A 15,736-nucleotide genomic window follows, 5' to 3' on the forward strand; every position below is an offset into this window, starting at 1 on the left:
ATCAATCTGTAGTCAATAATGGGCGACAATGGAGCGCGTTGCCGTCGGTTTTTATTGATCAATAATGTAAGGAGACCCTATGTCTGACGCTTGGAAGTTCGAAACCAAATCCGTGCACAGCGGCTATGAGCCCGATCCCACCACCAAGGCGGTGTCCGTGCCCATTTACCAGACCGTGGCCTACGCTTTCGACAGCGCGCAGCACGGCGCGGATCTGTTCGACCTGAAGGTGCCGGGCAATATTTACACCCGCATCATGAATCCCACGACGGACGTGCTGGAAAAGCGCGTGGCGGCGCTGGAAGGCGGCATAGGCGCACTGGCGCTGGCCTCGGGCATGGCGGCCATCACCTGCGCCATCCAGACCATCACCATCGCGGGCGAAAACATCGTGGCCGCCAGCAAACTCTATGGCGGCACCTATAACCTGTTCGCCCATACGTTTCCGCAGCAGGGCATCGAGGTGCGCTTTGGCGACGCGGCCGATCCGGAAAGCCTGGGCAAGCTGATTGACGAGAAGACCAAGGCCGTCTTCATCGAGTCCGTCGGCAACCCGGCGGGCAATGTGACCGACATCGCGGCCATCGCCGAAGTGGCGCATCGCCATGGCGTGCCTCTGATCGTCGACAACACCGTGCCCAGCCCTTATCTGCTGCGCCCCTTCGAGCACGGCGCCGACATTGTGGTGCACGCGCTCACCAAGTACATGGGCGGGCACGGCAACAGCCTTGGCGGTATTGTGGTCGACAGCGGAAAATTCCCCTGGGCGGAGCACAAGGCGCGCTTCAGGCGCCTGAACGAGCCTGATGAGAGCTATCACGGTGTTGTCTATACCGAAGCCCTGGGCCCGGCGGCCTACATCGGCCGCGCGCGCGTGGTACCGCTGCGCAACATGGGCGCCGCGCTTTCGCCTTTCAATGCCTGGCAGATCATCCAGGGCATGGAGACGCTGGCGCTGCGCATGGACCGTATTTGCGACAACACGCTAAAGGCTGCGCAGTTCCTGCAGAAGCATCCCAAAGTCGCCTGGGTCAGCTATGCGGGCCTGCCCGATCACCCGGACCATGCGCTGGCGCAAAAATACATGGGCGGCCGTGCCTCGGGCTTGTTCACCTTCGGCGTGAAGTCGGCGGAAGGCGGTCGCGAGGCCGGCGCGCGCTTTCTGGACGCGCTGCAGCTCTTCACTCGCCTGGTCAACATCGGCGACACGCGTTCGCTGGCCACGCACCCGGCCAGCACCACGCACCGCCAGCTTTCGCCCGAGGAACTGGAGAAGGCCGGGGTGAAGGAAGAGACCGTGCGCCTGTGCATCGGCATCGAGCATATCGATGACTTGCTGGCGGATCTGGAGCAGGCGCTGGAGAAGGTGTGATTGTGTCGGCTGCAGCATAAAAACGGCGACCAGCGCAATGGGCTGGTCGCCGTTTTGCCGAGTGAATCAATTTCAGGAACGTCCGCTGGATCGAACAAGCGCTTGGTCACGCTGACCGCGCAACTGCGTAGCGTCAGTAGATCGGGCACGGACTGGCCGCAGGGCATGCTCCCGGGGACCATGCCCAACGATGCAGAACTGGTCGAGCTGCTGGCGCGCAGGCTGTCGATGCCCGAGTTGCGCGAGCAGGCGCTGGTGCGCAATCCCGTGGCGTTGTACGACTTTGGCTCTCCCGCATGAAACGGAGGGGGGAGCCATGATTCCGCACCGGTCTGGATTGGCTTGGAGAAAGGAAGGAACTATGATCGCCAAGTATGACCATGTATAAGCGTTTCACTATGGCCCCCTCTTTCAATATCGACAGTGCGTTGAGCGATCGCGTTCGGCATCTTGCCAGCCAGCGCCGCCGCTTGCCGGTCTGCGCATTGATCCGGCATCAGGCAATAGAACAAGTATGTCGCTACTGATCTATGAGGTTTCAGCGGCGGATGTTCCATTGGAGTTGCTGCTGCTCGCGGACCCTTCCGAAGACAAAGTTCGTTCCTACCTCTTCACGTCAAAGTGCTTTGTAGCTTCGAGAGGAGGGTACGTGGTTGGCGCATGCGTAGTTCGGCCGCTTGGCGAAGGCGCGCACGAGTTGATGAGCATCGCCGTCCAGCCAGCTCATCAGAAAACCGGATGTGGCACAGCGCTTCTGCAGTGGGTCATTGCTTTCTTTCACAAGTCCGGCGCAAGCCGGATAGAGGTGGGCACTGGCACATTTGGCTACCAGCTTGCCTTCTACCAGCGGCATGGATTTCGGGTGACGGGTATTGACCGTGATTTTTTCGTCAATCATTACCCTGAGCCGATATTCGAGGATGGCATCCAGCTTTTTGACATGCTGCGTCTCAAGCTGGAGTACCCGGGCAGCGCTGCCTGATGCGCCATAGCTTGAGGGCTTCATCCACTCCTTGTCACACCTGCCATGGGAAAATCTGCCCTGAAATGCAAAACAAGGCACTACATTTAGCGATGTAGTGCCTTGTTTTCACTGGGAATTTTGGTGGAGCGGAGGAGGATCGAACTCCCGACCTTCGCATTGCGAACGCGACGCTCTCCCAGCTGAGCTACCGCCCCGAAGGCCACAATCTTAGCACTTTGCCCGCATCCATAGGTACTCGTAGGAGGAAGAACGGCCGCTTCGTTTGCCAAATTGCAACACCTCTTGCGGCTACCCCTTCTTCTGCGCCCGGGGATGCGCCTTGTCGTATACCTGCGCCAGATGCTGGAAATCCAGTCGCGTGTAGATCTGCGTGGTCGATATGTTGGCGTGGCCCAGCATTTCCTGCACGGCGCGCAGGTCCTGCGCGGACTGCAGCATGTGACTCGCAAAGCTGTGGCGCAGGCTGTGCGGATGCACGCCCAGCGGCAGGCCGGCCAGCGTGGCCAGGCGGTTCAATTGCAGTTGCACGACGCGCGGAGAAATGCGCTTGCCGCGCGCTCCCAGGAACAGCGCCGCCTGGCTGTCCTCGTCGCCGGAGACCGCCGTCAGCAGCGATGGACGCAGTTCCAGCCATTCCTTCAGCGCAACGATGGCCTGCGAACCCAGCGGCAGCGTGCGCGTTTTGCTGCCTTTGCCCATGACGGTGGCTTCGCACTCTTCCAGCTGTATCCAGCTGCGCGAAGTATAGGTGGGCGAGTGCGTGTAGCGCCAGTCCAGGCTGACCAGCTCGGCCAGGCGCAGGCCGCTGGAATACAGCACCTCGAACATGGCCTGGTCGCGCCATTCCACGGCGCTGGAGGGGCGCGGCAGATTGGGCCGGTCGAGCAGGGACTGCGCCTGCTCCACCGACAAGGCCTTGGGCAGGGAGCGCGGCGCCTTGGGGGCGCGTACGCCCGTGGTGGGGTTGCGCTCCAACCTGGCCTGCGGCGCCCACCATTGGTAGAAGCCACGCCAGGCGGCCAGCGCGCGCGCCAGGCTGCGCGGCTTGAGGCCGTCGCGGTGCAGGTGGGCGATGGCCTGCCGGATGTGGCTTTCGGTGAGAGATGCGGGCGGCGTGTCCGGGTACAGGTCCACCAGCAGGCGCAGGTCGCGCCGGTAGCCGTCCAGCGTGTGGCTGGAATACCGGCGGTGGGTTTCCAGATGATGCAGCCAGTCCCGCATGGGCTGGGGCAGGCTGGCGGACGGCATGGCTTCAGGGTTCCGTTCAGGCGGCCGCGGGGGAGAAGCCCAGACGGCTGAGGGCGGCGCTGCTCAGTTCGCCGATGGTGACCAGGAATGCGGTCCCCATGTCGCTGGTGAAGCGCTCGGCATCGTCCGAGCCCAGCACCAGCAGGCCGAAGGGCGGCTGGCCTGCGGTGGACAGGGGGATGATGGCGAGCGATGCCGGCGCAGCCGACAGCCAGCCGGCGGCTTCATGGTCTTTCAGCGGGCCGCAATAGGGGGAGGACAGGCTGGCGGCGTAGGTGCGAGTGCTGTCGGTGATATCCGCCGTCCAGGTATCGTCGGGCAGGCTTGCCGTGTCCCATACGCGCAGGGCGACGTCGGGCAGCTCGAACAACTGGCGCAGGCTGTCGACGATCTGCTGAGGCAGTCGTGTGGCGTCGGTCTCGGCCAGCATGCGCGCGCACCATGCCGTCAGCGTGTGATTGATCTTTTCGTTGCCTTTGGCATTGTGGACCAGGCCGGCCAGCCGCCACTCCAGCTCCTTGGCGCGCGAGCGCAGCGTCATGATTTGGCGCTCGCCCAGGGAGATGGCACGGGTTTCGTTCGGATGCGGCACGCGCAGATTGGCGAACACATCGGCATGCTGCTGGAAGAACTCGGGGTTCTGCGTCAGGAACAGGGCGACGTCATCGGCGGTGAGTTGTTGCGGTTCGGTGCTCATGCGGCGATATCCTTGAATTCGGTTGGGCGGACCAGAGCGTGCGGGTCGATCCAGCCCTGGAATACGGTAGTGGCGGGCCCGCTCATGCGCAGGCCGGTTTCATTCCATGCGATGGTAAGGCATCCTCCGCGGGTTTGCACCTTGACCGGGCTGTCCAGCAGGCCCATGCGGATGCCTGTGATGGCGGCGGCGCATGCGCCGGTGCCGCAGGCAAGGGTTTCTCCCGCGCCGCGCTCGTACACGCGCAGGCGGGCGTTGTGGCGGTCCACCACTTGCAGGAAGCCTGTGTTCACCTCGTTGGCGAAGCGCGGATGGTGCGTGATGGCCGGGCCAAGCGTGCCGACGGGCGCCGTGGCTACGTCATCCACGATGAGCACCGCGTGCGGATTGGAGATTGCCAGCGCGGCGAACTCCACGGTGGGCAGGCCGTCGAGCGGCAGTTGCCAGATCGTGGCGTCGCCCTGCCGGCGCGAGGCCAGGCCGTCGGGGTCGAACGGCAGGCTGCCGGGCTCGAACGAGACCTGGCCCATGTCGACGCTGACTTCGCCGGAGTCCTCCAGTGTCAGCGTGAGCAGGCCTGTGCAGATTTCAGCGCGCAGCGGATTGCGGCGTGACAGACCCTGCTCGCGGACGAAGCGGGCGAAGCAGCGCGCGCCGTTGCCGCAGTGCTCGACCTCGCCGCCGTCCGCATTGAAGATGCGGTAGCGGAAGTCGGCCTCGGGGTGCATCGGATTCTCGACGATGAGGATCTGGTCGGCGCCGATGCCGAAGTGGCGGTCGGCCAGCCGCCGCGCCAGTTCCGGCGTCAGTTCGATGGGCTGGCTGACTGCGTCCAGGACGACGAAGTCGTTGCCTGCGCCGTGCATCTTGGCAAAGCGCCAGGCGCCCGGGGGCGGAGAGGAGAGCGTATGCATGCGGTGTGTCCGGGACTCAGTAAACGCCGGGTTCGCCGGCGGGACGCGTCTTGAAGCGGCGATGCACCCAATAGTATTGGGCGGGATCGGGCCTGACGTGGTCTTCGATCAATCGGTTGACGCGATGCGTGGCGGCTTCGTTGTCGTCGTTGCCGGGGAAGTTTTCCATGGGAGGCAGTACCGAGACATGGTACTTGCCGGTCTCCAGGTCCAGCCGGCTGACGATGGGCACGACGGCGGCATCCCGGGCGCGCGCGATCTGCGCCGTGGTCAGCAGCGTGGCCGCGGGAACGCCGAAGAAAGGCACGTAGGCCGCGCCTTTTTCGCCGAAATCCATGTCGGGCAGGTAATACGTGGGGATGCCTGCGCGCAGGTGGCGGATCAGGCCGCGCACGCCATCGTGCCGGCTGACCAGGTGCACGGTGTTGAAGCGCCCGCGCCCCTCGCGCACCAGTCGGTCCACATCGGGATTGCGCTGGCGCGTGTACAGCGTGGCCGATTCGCGCAGGTGCAGTGTCAGGCGGGTGGCGGAGGCATCCAGTCCGATGAAATGGGGGGCCAGCATCAGGATGGGGCGCTGCTCCGCCATCAGGCGGTCCAGGTGTTCCAATCCTTCGATTTGCACTGTGTCCATGATGCGTTCGCGCGTCCCGAACCAGCATAGCCCGCGATCGACCACCGACTGTCCCAGCAGGCGGAAGTGGCGGCGGAACTGGTGTTCGCGCTGCTCCGGCGTAAGCTCGGGGAAGCACAGGCCGAGATTGGTGCGCACGATGTGGGCGCGGGAGCGCATCAGGCGAGGGGCCAGCCAGCCGAGTGCGGCGCCCCAGCGCAGCCGCGCGGGAGTGGAGATGCGTCCGAAGTGGCCGAAGACGGCGCGCAGCAGCGACAGGGTCTTGCTCACTGCGCGTCCTCCGGGCGAGGAGGGGCGTCGTCGCGCGACTTGTAGCGGTTGTAGCCCCATAGGTACTGTTCGGGAAATCTGCGGATCATGGTTTCCATGGACTGATTGATCAGTGTGGCCATTTCAACGGGGTTTTCAGGCAGCGGGTCGGGCACACGGTTGATGTGTATGCGCCAGCCCTGGCCCTTGGGCAACCGTTCGCTCGCCATGATGATGAGGACGGCGTTGGTTTGCCGCGCCAGTTTGCCCGCAAGCGTCATGGTCAGGGCGTGGCGGCCGAACATGGGGGCCCATACGCCATCGCCTTCGCCCGGGACCTGGTCCGGCAGCATGCCGATGGCCTCGCCGCGCTTGAGGGCGCGGACGAACTCGCGCACGCCTTGCATGTTGGTGGGCACGGTCCGCAGGCCAGGCATCTTGCGCGAGCTTGTGATGAGGGGTTCCAGGATGGCCTTGCGGGGAGGGCGGAACATGACGGTGATGGGCCCGTACCGCAGCAGATACCGAGGAGTGATTTCAAAGCCGCCCAGGTGCGGAGTCAGGTAGATGACGCCCCTGCCTTCGGCCAGTGCTTGAGGTATCACCTCCGTATCGCCGCTGACGACGGTCTTGGACAGGACGTCTTCCGTGCGCATCCAGATCTTGGGTATTTCGCTCATCATTGCGCCGGCCTCGGCGGCAGCCCTGCGCATCAGGGCCGTGTCGGTATAGCCAGCCTGGCGCATATTGGCCTGCAGCCGGTTGCGGTACTTGCCTGGAAAACGGTAGACGATCCGCCCGATCAGGCGTCCGGCGTTTTGCAGGAAAGACAGCGGAAGCGCAGCCAGCAGACGGGAAACGGCCAGCAACATGACGATATGAATACCCTTCGATGAAAGTGGAGTTGGATGCGAGTCAGGACACAAGGCCGTATTTTCGCCTAAAATGGCGTTCATCGCTGAGTTAACCGACAACTTGCGGAGCGATGGGCATTCCCCTTGGGGGGGGTACCGAAAAAAACCGCTAAAGCGTCGCGCCCAGATTGACCACATAGCTGTGACTGTCCGAGGTGCAACGCGTTCCGTTCAACCTCGACGCCGGTAGCACCGGCTGTTCATAGGACGTACCGCTGTGGCAAACAACGATTTTCTCTTTACCTCGGAATCCGTTTCCGAAGGCCATCCCGACAAAGTCGCGGACCAGATTTCCGACGCTGTCCTCGACGCCATCTTTACCCAGGATCCCAACGCGCGCGTCGCAGCCGAAACGCTGTGCAATACCGGCTTGGTCGTGCTCGCCGGTGAAATCTCCACCACGGCCAACGTGGACTACATCCAGGTGGCGCGCGACACCATCCGCCGCATCGGATACGACAATACCGAATACGGCATCGACTACAAGGGCTGCGCGGTGCTGGTCGCCTACGACAAGCAGTCTCCCGACATCGCCCAGGGCGTGGACCGCTCGCCCGAGGAAATCCTAAACCAGGGCGCCGGCGACCAGGGCCTGATGTTCGGCTATGCCTGCGACGAAACCCCCGACCTCATGCCTGCCCCCATCTGGTACGCGCACCGCCTGGTGCAGCGCCAGAGCGAGCTGCGCAAGGACGGCCGCTTGCCCTGGCTGCGTCCCGATGCCAAGTCCCAGGTCACCTTCCGCTATGTCGACGGCAAGCCGGTCGAAGTGGACACCGTCGTGTTGTCCACCCAGCATGCGCCCGATGTGTCGCAGGACGATATCCATGAAGCCGTTGTGTCCGAGATCATCAAGCCCAGCTTCCCGGAAGGCCTGCTGACCGCCAAGACGCGCTATCTGGTCAACCCCACCGGCAAGTTCATCATCGGCGGCCCGCAGGGCGATTGCGGCCTGACCGGGCGCAAGATCATCGTCGATACCTACGGCGGCGCATGCCCGCACGGCGGCGGCGCTTTCTCGGGCAAGGATCCGTCCAAGGTAGACCGCTCGGCCGCCTATGCCGCGCGCTATGTCGCCAAGAACATTGTGGCCGCGGGCCTGGCGCGCCAATGCCAGGTGCAGGTCAGCTACGCCATCGGCGTGGCCGAGCCCATCAACATCACGGTGTACACGGAAGGCACTGGCGTCATTCCCGACGAGCAGATCGCCGCGCTGGTGCATGAGCACTTCGACCTGCGTCCCAAGGGCATCATCAACATGCTCGACCTGCTGCGCCCGATCTATGAGAAGACGGCAGCCTACGGCCACTTCGGCCGTCCCGAGCCCGAGTTCACCTGGGAAGCGACGGACAAGGCGGCTGCGCTCAAGGCTGCGGTATGACGCCAGGCCTTTGAGGCCCGATAGAAAAACGCCGATCTCATAAGGATCGGCGTTTTTCTTTGGCCGCTTTGTTCAGACTGGGGTGCTGGCATTTTTCATATATTGCAGGAAATGATCCACGGCCGTGACCTGCGGTTCCCCCTGCCGCCGAACGGCATAGACATCGCCGTTGGGGATGCGGCCTTTCAGCTTGCGGACGACAAATCCTTCCGGCTGCTGGCAAGTGGATTCCGGTACCAGCGCCACGCCCAGCCCGGCGGCAACCAGGCTCAGTTGAGCGGGAACTTCGGCGATGTGCTGAGAGACATTCGGCGCGAATCCCGCGCTCAGGCAGGCACTGTATAGCCGCTGCGCAAAGCCTGAGGTTTCCGGCTTCAGCATGACAAAAGCCGCGTTCCGCAGGTCGTCCAGCACCAGCGGTTTTTTATCGGATAAAGGATGTCCGTGTGGAAGCGCCGCCACGACCGGGTCTCTCCAGAGCAGTGTGCTGAACAGCGTGTCGTCGTTGACCTCTGTGCGGGATATGCTGACGTCCAGGCGGCCTCTTCTCAGTGCTTCCAGTTGTTGTGCGGGCTGCATCTCGTGCAGGGCAATGGCGATATCGGGCGATCGCCGGAGATATTGATGGATCAGGCCGGGCAGGGGACTGAGAAAATGCGAGCCGGACAATCCGATATCGATATGGCCCGCGATGCCCTGCTCGACCTCCTGCGTACGAATGATGGCATCGTGCAAATGACCGAAGACATTGGCAATGGTGCGCTGGAAAGTGCGTCCGGCTTCTGTTAGTTCGACCTTCCGGCTGGAGCGTGTGAACAACTGCACCTGCAGCTCGTCTTCCAGTTGGGAAATCTGCACGCTCAGCGGCGGCTGGGAGATATTCAGGCGTTCGGCGGCCCGGGTGAAATTGAGCTCTTCAGCCAGGACGGAGAAATAACGCAGTTGACGCAGTTCCATGATGCCTGATCCTGTTGTGAATGTATTCGTAAAAGATATTGATCAAGATTAATTCAATATTGGAACATATTGCTACGGCCATCAATAATGTCCTTGTTGCAGGAGATTCACCACCATCCGCCACAGGAGACATAAGTAATGCGCAAACATCTGAAATTCCTTTTGCTGTCCACACTGGTCTCCAGTGCTGTTCATGCAAGCAGTTTTCCCTCGCAGCCTGTATCCATGGTCGTGCCCAATCCACCCGGCGGCTTGGTGGATACTTCGGCGAGGCTGGTCAGCGATCTGTTCGGCAAGGCGCTGGGCGGCACCGTAGTCGTGGAGAACAAGGATGGCGGCAGCGGCAACATTGCTTACCGTCATGTCGCCAAGGCGCGGCCCGACGGCCATACCCTGCTGGTTTCCTATTCCGCCTATCATGTCGGCAATCCCGCCCTGACCAAGAACCTGCCATGGGCGCCGGCCGATTTTGTGCCGGTGGGGCTGGTAACGGTTTCTACCAATGTCGTTGCCGTGCACCCCTCCATTCCCGGGGATACGCTGCAGGATCTGATCAAGTATCTGAAGGAAGGTTCTGCCGAAGTGAACTACGCGTCGCAAGGTGTCGGCTCCCTGTCCCATATCGGTACGGAAATCTTCAAGCAGCAGACGGGAACGAACATCACCCATATCCCGTATCGCGGATCCGGCGCGGCCATCCAGGATGTCGTGGCGGGCAATGTGCAGATATTCATTACGACACCGCCGTCCGTCATGGGCTATGTCCAGGGCGGCCAGCTCAAGGGGCTGGCGGTGGCGAGCGACAAGCGCCATCCCATGCTGCCGGAGGTTCCCACGACGGCGGAAGCTGGTCTGCCTGAGTTCTCCCTGAACGCCTGGGTCGGCATTTTTGCTCCGCGAGATACGCCTGCGGATGTGTTGCGGCAGTTGTCGGCCGCCCTGGAAACCGCGGTGAATGATCCCGCAGTACAGGAGCGGGCTGCAGGCGCTGGTATTGAAGCGCGTTTTGAAGCGACGGATGTGCTGCAGGCGCGTGTCGACGAAGAACTGGCATATTGGGCCAAGACAATCGAGGCGGCAGGCATTCAGGCAGAGTGAATTGTTTTCAGGAGTAGATATGGATATGAATACCCAGGCAGATCAGGCATTCCGTATTGGACAGATCGTACCCAGTTCCAACACGACGATGGAAACGGAAATCCCCGCCATGCTGTTGGCGCGCCAAACGCAGTTTCCCCGTGAGCGCTTCACCTTTCATTCCAGCCGCATGAGGATGAAGAAGGTCACGGCGGAGGAGTTGGCGGCCATGGATCGGGATTCGGATCGTTGTGCGCTGGAGCTGTCGGATGCCCGCGTGGATGTGTTGGGATACGCCTGCCTGGTAGCCATTATGAGCCAGGGACTGGGCTATCACTGCGTGTCCGAAACCAGGCTGCATGAGGTCACCCGGTCCAATGGCGCGCCGGCGCCAGTGGTGTCCAGCGCAGGCGCCCTGGTTCGCGGGCTGGAGCGTCTGGGCGCGAAAAAGGTTTCCATCCTGACGCCATACATGAAGCCATTGACGCAACGTGTGGTCGATTACATCGAGCATGAAGGCATTGCCGTACATGACAGCCTTTCTCTGGAGATTGCCGACAACCTGGAGGTGGGGCGGCAGGATCCGATGGCGCCGGCGCGGCATGTGGACAGGCTGGATACGACGGGCGTGGACGCCATTGTCCTGTCTGCTTGCGTGCAGATGCCGTCGCTGGCATCGGTGCAGGCGGTGGAGGATCGCTACGGTATTCCGGTCCTCACGGCTGCCATTGCAACGGTTTATTCCATGCTCGAGGCGCTTGGGCTGGAGCGCCGGGTGCCGGATGCGGGGGCTTTGCTGTCCGGACGCTATTGAGGGCCTTATCCGCCTGGAAAGCCACGGTCCAGGCGGCGATGATGCCAGGCCTTTGGGGCAAGAGAAGACGCCAAAATGCCAACCTGCGACGGGTTGGCGTTTTACTTTGGCGAACTGTAGCCTGGTGCTGCGCCGCCGCAGGCGGGACCTACAAAATCTGATCCGCGATATACGCAGCAATAGGCAGGCCGCAGGTTGCCGCGGGCGACGGGGCATTAAGGATGGCGGTGATGCCGTCCTTGGACTTGATCAGGAAGTCGTCGACCAGCGTGCCGTCCGGACGCACGGCCTGCGCGCGGTTGGCGCTGCGGTAGATGCTCAGGTCGGGCAGCTGGATCTGCGGGCAATACTTGCGCACGGCTTCCAGGTAGATGCGCTTGGAAAGCGAGCCCTTCAGCTCGCTCCAGGTGGCGCCCGGATGGCGCGCCAGCATTTTCCAGAGGCCGGGATAAGTCAGCGTATCGATGGCGTCGCGCGGGTCGACGCTGAAGCGCGTGTATTTCTCGCGCGCGAGCGCCAGGACGGCGTTGGGGCCGACCGTGATGGTGCCGTCGATCATCGGCGTCAGGTGCACGCCGAGGAAGGGCAGTTTCGGATCAGGCACGGGATAGATCAGGTGGCTGACGACCTGGTTCAGCGCGGCGGGCAGCACGAAGTACTCTCCGCGAAACGGCAGGATGCGTATCTCCGGATCGATGCCCATCATTTTGGCCACGCGGTCCGACGCCAGCCCTGTGCAGGCGATGACGCGGCCCGCCTCGACGGTTTCGCCGCCCACCGTGACGCGATAGGAAGAACCGGACTGCGCGATATGCGTTACGGGCGCGTTCATGCGCACAGTGCCGCCGGCGTTTTCCACATCGCTCAGCAGGGCGTTTGTGACGCCGGTGTAGTCGATGATGGCTGTCTCGGGAATGCGCAGCGCGGCCTGGCCCGTGATGGCGGGTTCGAGCTTGCGCAAGGCGCCCAGGTCCAGGCGCTCGGCATGGACGCCGTTCTGCGCGGCGCGCTCTTCCAGCCCCGCCAGCCGGGATTCTTCCAGATCGTTGGTGGCGACCAGCAGCTTGCCACGGGTTTCGTAGCCGATGCCGCGCGCTTCGCACATGGCTTTCAGGCGCCCCAGGCCTTCGCGGCAGAAGCGCGTCTTGAGGCTGCCAGGCGTGTAATAGACGCCCGAGTGCACCACGCCGCTGTTGCGGCCCGTCTGGTGGAAGGCGGCGCGGGATTCTTTTTCCGCCACCAGCACGCGCGCGCCGGGCTTGCGCTGGACGATTTCAGCGGCCAGGCCGGCGCCGACGATGCCCGCGCCGATGATCAGATAGTCGTAGGTAGTGTTTGCCATGATGGAAGTGTTCAGGTTGGTCAGGCGGCGCCGTGCAGGGATTCCCAGCGTAGGCGGGTAGGTTGCATGTGTTGCACGACCAGGTCTGCCAGGGTCGCGCGGTTCTGGGTTTCCATGGCGTCGAGCATGGCGGCGTGTTCGCCGATTGCCTGGGTCAGCCATGCTTTGTCGGTGATGCCGTAGGAGCGGATGGGATTCGTGGCTTCAGTGTAGAAGGAGATCGCCTTGCACAAGGTCTCGTTGCCGCACAGGGCGAACAACTGCTGGTGAAAGCGGTCGTTCAGTTGATGGATCTGCAAGGGATCCGCACCGCCCAGCGCGGCTTCGGCATATTCCTCATGCAGTGCCCGCAGGGCCTGCAATGCCGCACCGTCGACGGGAAACGGCATGAGATTGACGGCTTCGCGCTGCAGCAGTGCGCGCATGGCGTACAGCTCGTCCACTTCGCGCGGCGTGAAATCCTTCACGCGGGCGGAGCGCGCCCGCGGCTTGATGACGATATGGCGGTCCACCAGCGCCTGGATGGCGGAGCGTACTACGTGCCGCTTGGCATCGAATCGCGCCATGAGCGTGTCTTCGACCAGTTCCTGATGCGGGCGCAGGCGCCCGAAAATAATGTCGGCTTCCAGGCTGCCGACGATCGAGGCCAGCGTGGCATGATTTCCGCTGTCGTGCTTCATGGTGTGCCGGTTCTCTATGTGCGCGGTCTGGCGTGTGCAGTGTTGTGTATTGGGTGGGTTTTATTAATAATATCATTAATAATTGCTTCGTGTGCGGATTTTTCCTTATTTGGAAAAATCCGCACATATTTACTTATCAGCGATAGCCATATTCGCGCATACCCTAATAACAAGACGCAGGCCGGGACATCGGGCATGGCCCGGCAAAGGAGCAGCGGCCATGACACATGCGAAGAAAATACTGATCGGATTTGCAGGCGTCCTTATTCTGGTGTTGGCGGTCATGGTGGCGGTGATTGCGCTATTCGACTGGAATCGGCTCAAGCCCACCATCAATGAGCGTGTCTCGGCCGCCATCGGCCGGCCGTTCGCCATCAATGGCGATCTGACCGTGCGGTGGCGGCGTCCGGCGGATGAATCCGGCTGGCGCGGCTGGGTGCCCTGGCCGCGCATTGGCATGGAGGGCGTGACCATCGGCAATCCCGAGTGGGCCGAAGCGCCTCAGATGGCCACGCTCGAGCGGGCCGAATTCAGCCTGTCGCCCTTGCCTCTGCTGGATCAGCATGTGGTCATCCGCGAGATTCAACTGACCGGCCCCGCCGCCAATCTGCAGCGCCTCAAAGACGGGCGCGCCAACTGGGTGTTCACGCTGCCCGAAAGCGGCGAGCCTTCACCCTGGGAGGTGAGCATCGACCAGATCGGCTTCGATCAGGGACAGGTGAAATTCCGTGACGAAACATTGCATGCCGACATCGAGGCGCAAATCGATTCGCTGGGCAAGCCTGTACCCTTTGCCGAGATCGCCGGCCAGCCGGACGGCCAGGAACCGTCTCCGACAGAAAAGCCAGTAGCCGACAAGCCGGCTCCCGACGACAAACCAGTCGGTGCTTCGCCGGCTCCTGGCTCGGGTGCGCGGCAGGCACAGGCATCTCAGCCGGACAAGATGGGCGCATCTCCTCCCGACTATGTATTCGGCTGGAATGTAAAAGGACGCTACAAGAACTTGTCGCTGCGCGGCGAGGGCAAGATCGGCGGCATGCTGGCAATTCGCGACCCCGGGCAGCCGTTTCCCCTGCAGGCCGATGTTGCGATAGGCAATACGCGCATCGCCGTGGCCGGGACGCTGACCGATCCCGCCAATCTGGGGGCGCTGGACTTGCGGCTGGAACTGTCGGGAGCCACCATGTCCGACCTGTATCCCCTGATCGGGGTCACTCTGCCCGACACGCCTCGTTATGCTACCGACGGCCGTCTTGTCGCCCGTCTGCAGGAGCCCGGCGGCGCCGAGTTCCACTATCGCGATTTCAACGGCAAAGTCGGGGCCAGCGACCTGCATGGCGACCTGACCTTCACTGCGGAAGAGCCGCGTCCCAGGCTCGCCGGCAATCTCGATTCCCGATTGCTGCGCATGCGCGACCTGGGCCCGCTGGTCGGCGTTCAGCCCGGAAGCAAGGCCAAGGGCGAATCCGGCGGCAACGACGCAAAACGGCCGGCCGGCGGCAAGGTGCTGCCCACGCAGGAATTCCGCACTGATCGCTGGCGCGCCATGGATGCCGACGTGACGCTCACCGCCGATCGCATCATTTATGACGAGGCCTTGCCCATTTCCAGGCTGAATGTCCATTTGGTCATGGACGACGGCCTGCTGACGCTCGACCCGCTGCGTTTCGGCATGGCGGGCGGAACGATCGATGCCACACTGAGGCTCGATGGCGGCAGCACGCCCATGGCCGGCAAAGCGCAGATCGCGGCGCGCGGCCTGCGCCTGAAGCAGTTGTTTCCCAAGGTGGAGTCGATGCAGCAGGCCCTTGGCCAGTTGAACGGCGATACGGCGCTCACCGGCACGGGCAATTCCGTGGCTGCGTTGCTGGGCGGCGCCAGCGGCGATACCAAGCTGCTGGTCAACGACGGCATGATCAGCCGCGCCCTGATGGAGATCGCCGGACTGAATGTGGGCAACTACGTGGTCGGCAAGCTGTTCGGAGATGAAGAGGTCAAGATCAACTGCGGCGCGGCCGATCTGAAGATGCAGCGCGGCGTGATGACCCCGAGGGTCTTCGTGCTGGATACCGAGAATGCGCTGGTGCTGGTCGACGGCGCCGTCAATTTCAAGGACGAAAAACTGGATCTGGATATCACGCCTGAAAGCAAGGGTGTACGGATATTTTCCTTGCGCTCGCCGCTGTACGTGCGTGGTACCTTCGGCGACCCGCAGGCCGGCGTGCATGCATTGCCGCTGGCCGTGCGCGGGGCGGGCGCCGTGGCGCTGGGTGTGTTGCTGACCCCGGCGGCCGGCCTGCTGGCGCTGGTGGCGCCCAGCACGGGGGAAGAAGACAACCAGTGCGCCACGCTGCTGCAACAGGCGCGCCAACAGCCCAAGGCGCCGCCGGCCAAGGGACGCGCCGATGGCAACTAGCCGGGGGAGAACTCTTCACGCGACTGACGCGTTATTGGTACAATCCCTCCCGTTCC

At 62.9% G+C, this 15,736-nt stretch carries 15 protein-coding genes and 1 tRNA gene; 7 read left to right on the top strand and 9 right to left on the bottom strand.

Features of this window, described 5'->3' with window-relative positions; translation table 11 throughout:
• Nucleotides 1-79: 79 nt before the first annotated feature.
• The 3 genes from EV686_RS01900 to EV686_RS01910 all read left to right on the top strand — a co-directional run bounded on the left by EV686_RS01900 (nucleotide 80) and on the right by EV686_RS01910 (nucleotide 2,354).
• On the top strand, nucleotides 80-1,372 hold the full coding sequence (locus EV686_RS01900) for an O-acetylhomoserine aminocarboxypropyltransferase/cysteine synthase family protein (protein ID WP_132472892.1): 1,293 nt from the start codon (nucleotides 80-82) through the stop codon (nucleotides 1,370-1,372).
• Nucleotides 1,373-1,474: 102 nt separating this feature from the next.
• Complete coding sequence (locus EV686_RS01905) at nucleotides 1,475-1,672, top strand: hypothetical protein (protein WP_132472894.1); 198 nt, start codon at nucleotides 1,475-1,477, stop codon at nucleotides 1,670-1,672.
• A 214-nt stretch (nucleotides 1,673-1,886) separates the two neighbouring features.
• Nucleotides 1,887-2,354, top strand: a complete 468-nt coding sequence (locus EV686_RS01910) for a GNAT family N-acetyltransferase (RefSeq protein ID WP_207901666.1) — start codon at nucleotides 1,887-1,889, stop codon at nucleotides 2,352-2,354.
• Nucleotides 2,355-2,475: 121 nt separating this feature from the next.
• On the opposite strand, the gene EV686_RS01915 is transcribed toward EV686_RS01910, so the two are convergent.
• The 6 genes from EV686_RS01915 to EV686_RS01940 all read right to left on the bottom strand — a co-directional run bounded on the left by EV686_RS01915 (nucleotide 2,476) and on the right by EV686_RS01940 (nucleotide 6,971).
• Nucleotides 2,476-2,551 (bottom strand) — tRNA-Ala (locus EV686_RS01915).
• A gap of 94 nt (nucleotides 2,552-2,645) precedes the next feature.
• Nucleotides 2,646-3,605, bottom strand: coding sequence for a tyrosine recombinase XerC (xerC, locus tag EV686_RS01920; RefSeq protein ID WP_132472896.1), 960 nt, complete (start codon nucleotides 3,603-3,605; stop codon nucleotides 2,646-2,648).
• 16 nt (nucleotides 3,606-3,621) lie between these two features.
• The gene (locus tag EV686_RS01925; protein WP_132472898.1) at nucleotides 3,622-4,302 is read right to left on the bottom strand and encodes a DUF484 family protein; all 681 of its coding nucleotides are present in this window, start codon (nucleotides 4,300-4,302) and stop codon (nucleotides 3,622-3,624) included.
• Nucleotides 4,299-5,216 (bottom strand): diaminopimelate epimerase, encoded by a 918-nt coding sequence (dapF, locus tag EV686_RS01930; RefSeq protein ID WP_165972462.1) that lies wholly within the window; start codon nucleotides 5,214-5,216, stop codon nucleotides 4,299-4,301. Before dapF ends, EV686_RS01925 begins: the two co-directional genes overlap by 4 nt.
• Nucleotides 5,217-5,232: 16 nt before the next feature.
• Nucleotides 5,233-6,120: a lysophospholipid acyltransferase family protein gene (locus tag EV686_RS01935; protein WP_243650700.1), complete on the bottom strand. Its 888-nt coding sequence runs from the start codon at nucleotides 6,118-6,120 to the stop codon at nucleotides 5,233-5,235.
• Entirely contained in the window at nucleotides 6,117-6,971 is an 855-nt protein-coding gene (locus EV686_RS01940; protein ID WP_132472902.1) for a lysophospholipid acyltransferase family protein, read from the bottom strand. The genes EV686_RS01935 and EV686_RS01940 overlap by 4 nt, the downstream gene beginning before the upstream one ends.
• 259 nt (nucleotides 6,972-7,230) lie before the next feature.
• Between EV686_RS01940 and metK the strand changes: the two genes are divergently transcribed.
• The gene (metK, locus tag EV686_RS01945; RefSeq protein ID WP_132472904.1) at nucleotides 7,231-8,394 is read left to right on the top strand and encodes a methionine adenosyltransferase; all 1,164 of its coding nucleotides are present in this window, start codon (nucleotides 7,231-7,233) and stop codon (nucleotides 8,392-8,394) included.
• A 72-nt stretch (nucleotides 8,395-8,466) separates the two neighbouring features.
• Here metK and EV686_RS01950 read toward each other — a convergent pair whose 3' ends face one another.
• Complete coding sequence (locus EV686_RS01950; RefSeq protein ID WP_132472906.1) at nucleotides 8,467-9,351, bottom strand: LysR substrate-binding domain-containing protein; 885 nt, start codon at nucleotides 9,349-9,351, stop codon at nucleotides 8,467-8,469.
• Between the two features lie 138 nt (nucleotides 9,352-9,489).
• Here EV686_RS01950 and EV686_RS01955 point away from each other — a divergent pair, with 138 nt between their 5' ends.
• Nucleotides 9,490-10,449: a Bug family tripartite tricarboxylate transporter substrate binding protein gene (locus EV686_RS01955; RefSeq protein ID WP_132472908.1), complete on the top strand. Its 960-nt coding sequence runs from the start codon at nucleotides 9,490-9,492 to the stop codon at nucleotides 10,447-10,449.
• A gap of 19 nt (nucleotides 10,450-10,468) precedes the next feature.
• Nucleotides 10,469-11,242 (top strand): maleate cis-trans isomerase family protein, encoded by a 774-nt coding sequence (locus tag EV686_RS01960; RefSeq protein ID WP_377747856.1) that lies wholly within the window; start codon nucleotides 10,469-10,471, stop codon nucleotides 11,240-11,242.
• A 148-nt stretch (nucleotides 11,243-11,390) separates the two neighbouring features.
• Here the strand turns inward: EV686_RS01960 and lhgO are convergent, their stop codons facing one another.
• Together lhgO and EV686_RS01970 are read right to left on the bottom strand one after the other, a co-directional pair.
• Nucleotides 11,391-12,584 (bottom strand): L-2-hydroxyglutarate oxidase, encoded by a 1,194-nt coding sequence (gene lhgO, locus EV686_RS01965; RefSeq protein ID WP_132472912.1) that lies wholly within the window; start codon nucleotides 12,582-12,584, stop codon nucleotides 11,391-11,393.
• Nucleotides 12,585-12,604: 20 nt separating this feature from the next.
• On the bottom strand, nucleotides 12,605-13,264 hold the full coding sequence (locus EV686_RS01970) for a GntR family transcriptional regulator (protein WP_132472914.1): 660 nt from the start codon (nucleotides 13,262-13,264) through the stop codon (nucleotides 12,605-12,607).
• Nucleotides 13,265-13,484: 220 nt separating this feature from the next.
• On the opposite strand from EV686_RS01970, the gene EV686_RS01975 reads away from it, so the two are divergent.
• The gene (locus EV686_RS01975; RefSeq protein WP_132472916.1) at nucleotides 13,485-15,680 is read left to right on the top strand and encodes an AsmA family protein; all 2,196 of its coding nucleotides are present in this window, start codon (nucleotides 13,485-13,487) and stop codon (nucleotides 15,678-15,680) included.
• Nucleotides 15,681-15,736 lie beyond the last annotated feature (56 nt).

This window comes from Paracandidimonas soli (assembly GCF_004342005.1).
Classification (GTDB): Bacteria; Pseudomonadota; Gammaproteobacteria; order Burkholderiales; family Burkholderiaceae_B; genus Paracandidimonas; species Paracandidimonas soli.

Bases quoted from the DNA above. Each gene is read 5' to 3' on its own strand.
- EV686_RS01900 (WP_132472892.1), top strand. From the start codon at position 80: ATGTCTGACGCTTGGAAGTTCGAAACCAAATCCGTGCACAGCGGCTAT.
- EV686_RS01910 (WP_207901666.1), top strand. From the start codon at position 1,887: ATGTCGCTACTGATCTATGAGGTTTCAGCGGCGGATGTTCCATTGGAG.
- xerC (WP_132472896.1), bottom strand. From the start codon at position 3,605: ATGCCGTCCGCCAGCCTGCCCCAGCCCATGCGGGACTGGCTGCATCAT.
- EV686_RS01925 (WP_132472898.1), bottom strand. From the start codon at position 4,302: ATGAGCACCGAACCGCAACAACTCACCGCCGATGACGTCGCCCTGTTC.
- dapF (WP_165972462.1), bottom strand. From the start codon at position 5,216: ATGCATACGCTCTCCTCTCCGCCCCCGGGCGCCTGGCGCTTTGCCAAG.
- EV686_RS01940 (WP_132472902.1), bottom strand. From the start codon at position 6,971: ATGTTGCTGGCCGTTTCCCGTCTGCTGGCTGCGCTTCCGCTGTCTTTC.
- EV686_RS01950 (WP_132472906.1), bottom strand. From the start codon at position 9,351: ATGGAACTGCGTCAACTGCGTTATTTCTCCGTCCTGGCTGAAGAGCTC.
- EV686_RS01955 (WP_132472908.1), top strand. From the start codon at position 9,490: ATGCGCAAACATCTGAAATTCCTTTTGCTGTCCACACTGGTCTCCAGT.
- EV686_RS01960 (WP_377747856.1), top strand. From the start codon at position 10,469: ATGGATATGAATACCCAGGCAGATCAGGCATTCCGTATTGGACAGATC.
- lhgO (WP_132472912.1), bottom strand. From the start codon at position 12,584: ATGGCAAACACTACCTACGACTATCTGATCATCGGCGCGGGCATCGTC.
- EV686_RS01970 (WP_132472914.1), bottom strand. From the start codon at position 13,264: ATGAAGCACGACAGCGGAAATCATGCCACGCTGGCCTCGATCGTCGGC.
- EV686_RS01975 (WP_132472916.1), top strand. From the start codon at position 13,485: ATGACACATGCGAAGAAAATACTGATCGGATTTGCAGGCGTCCTTATT.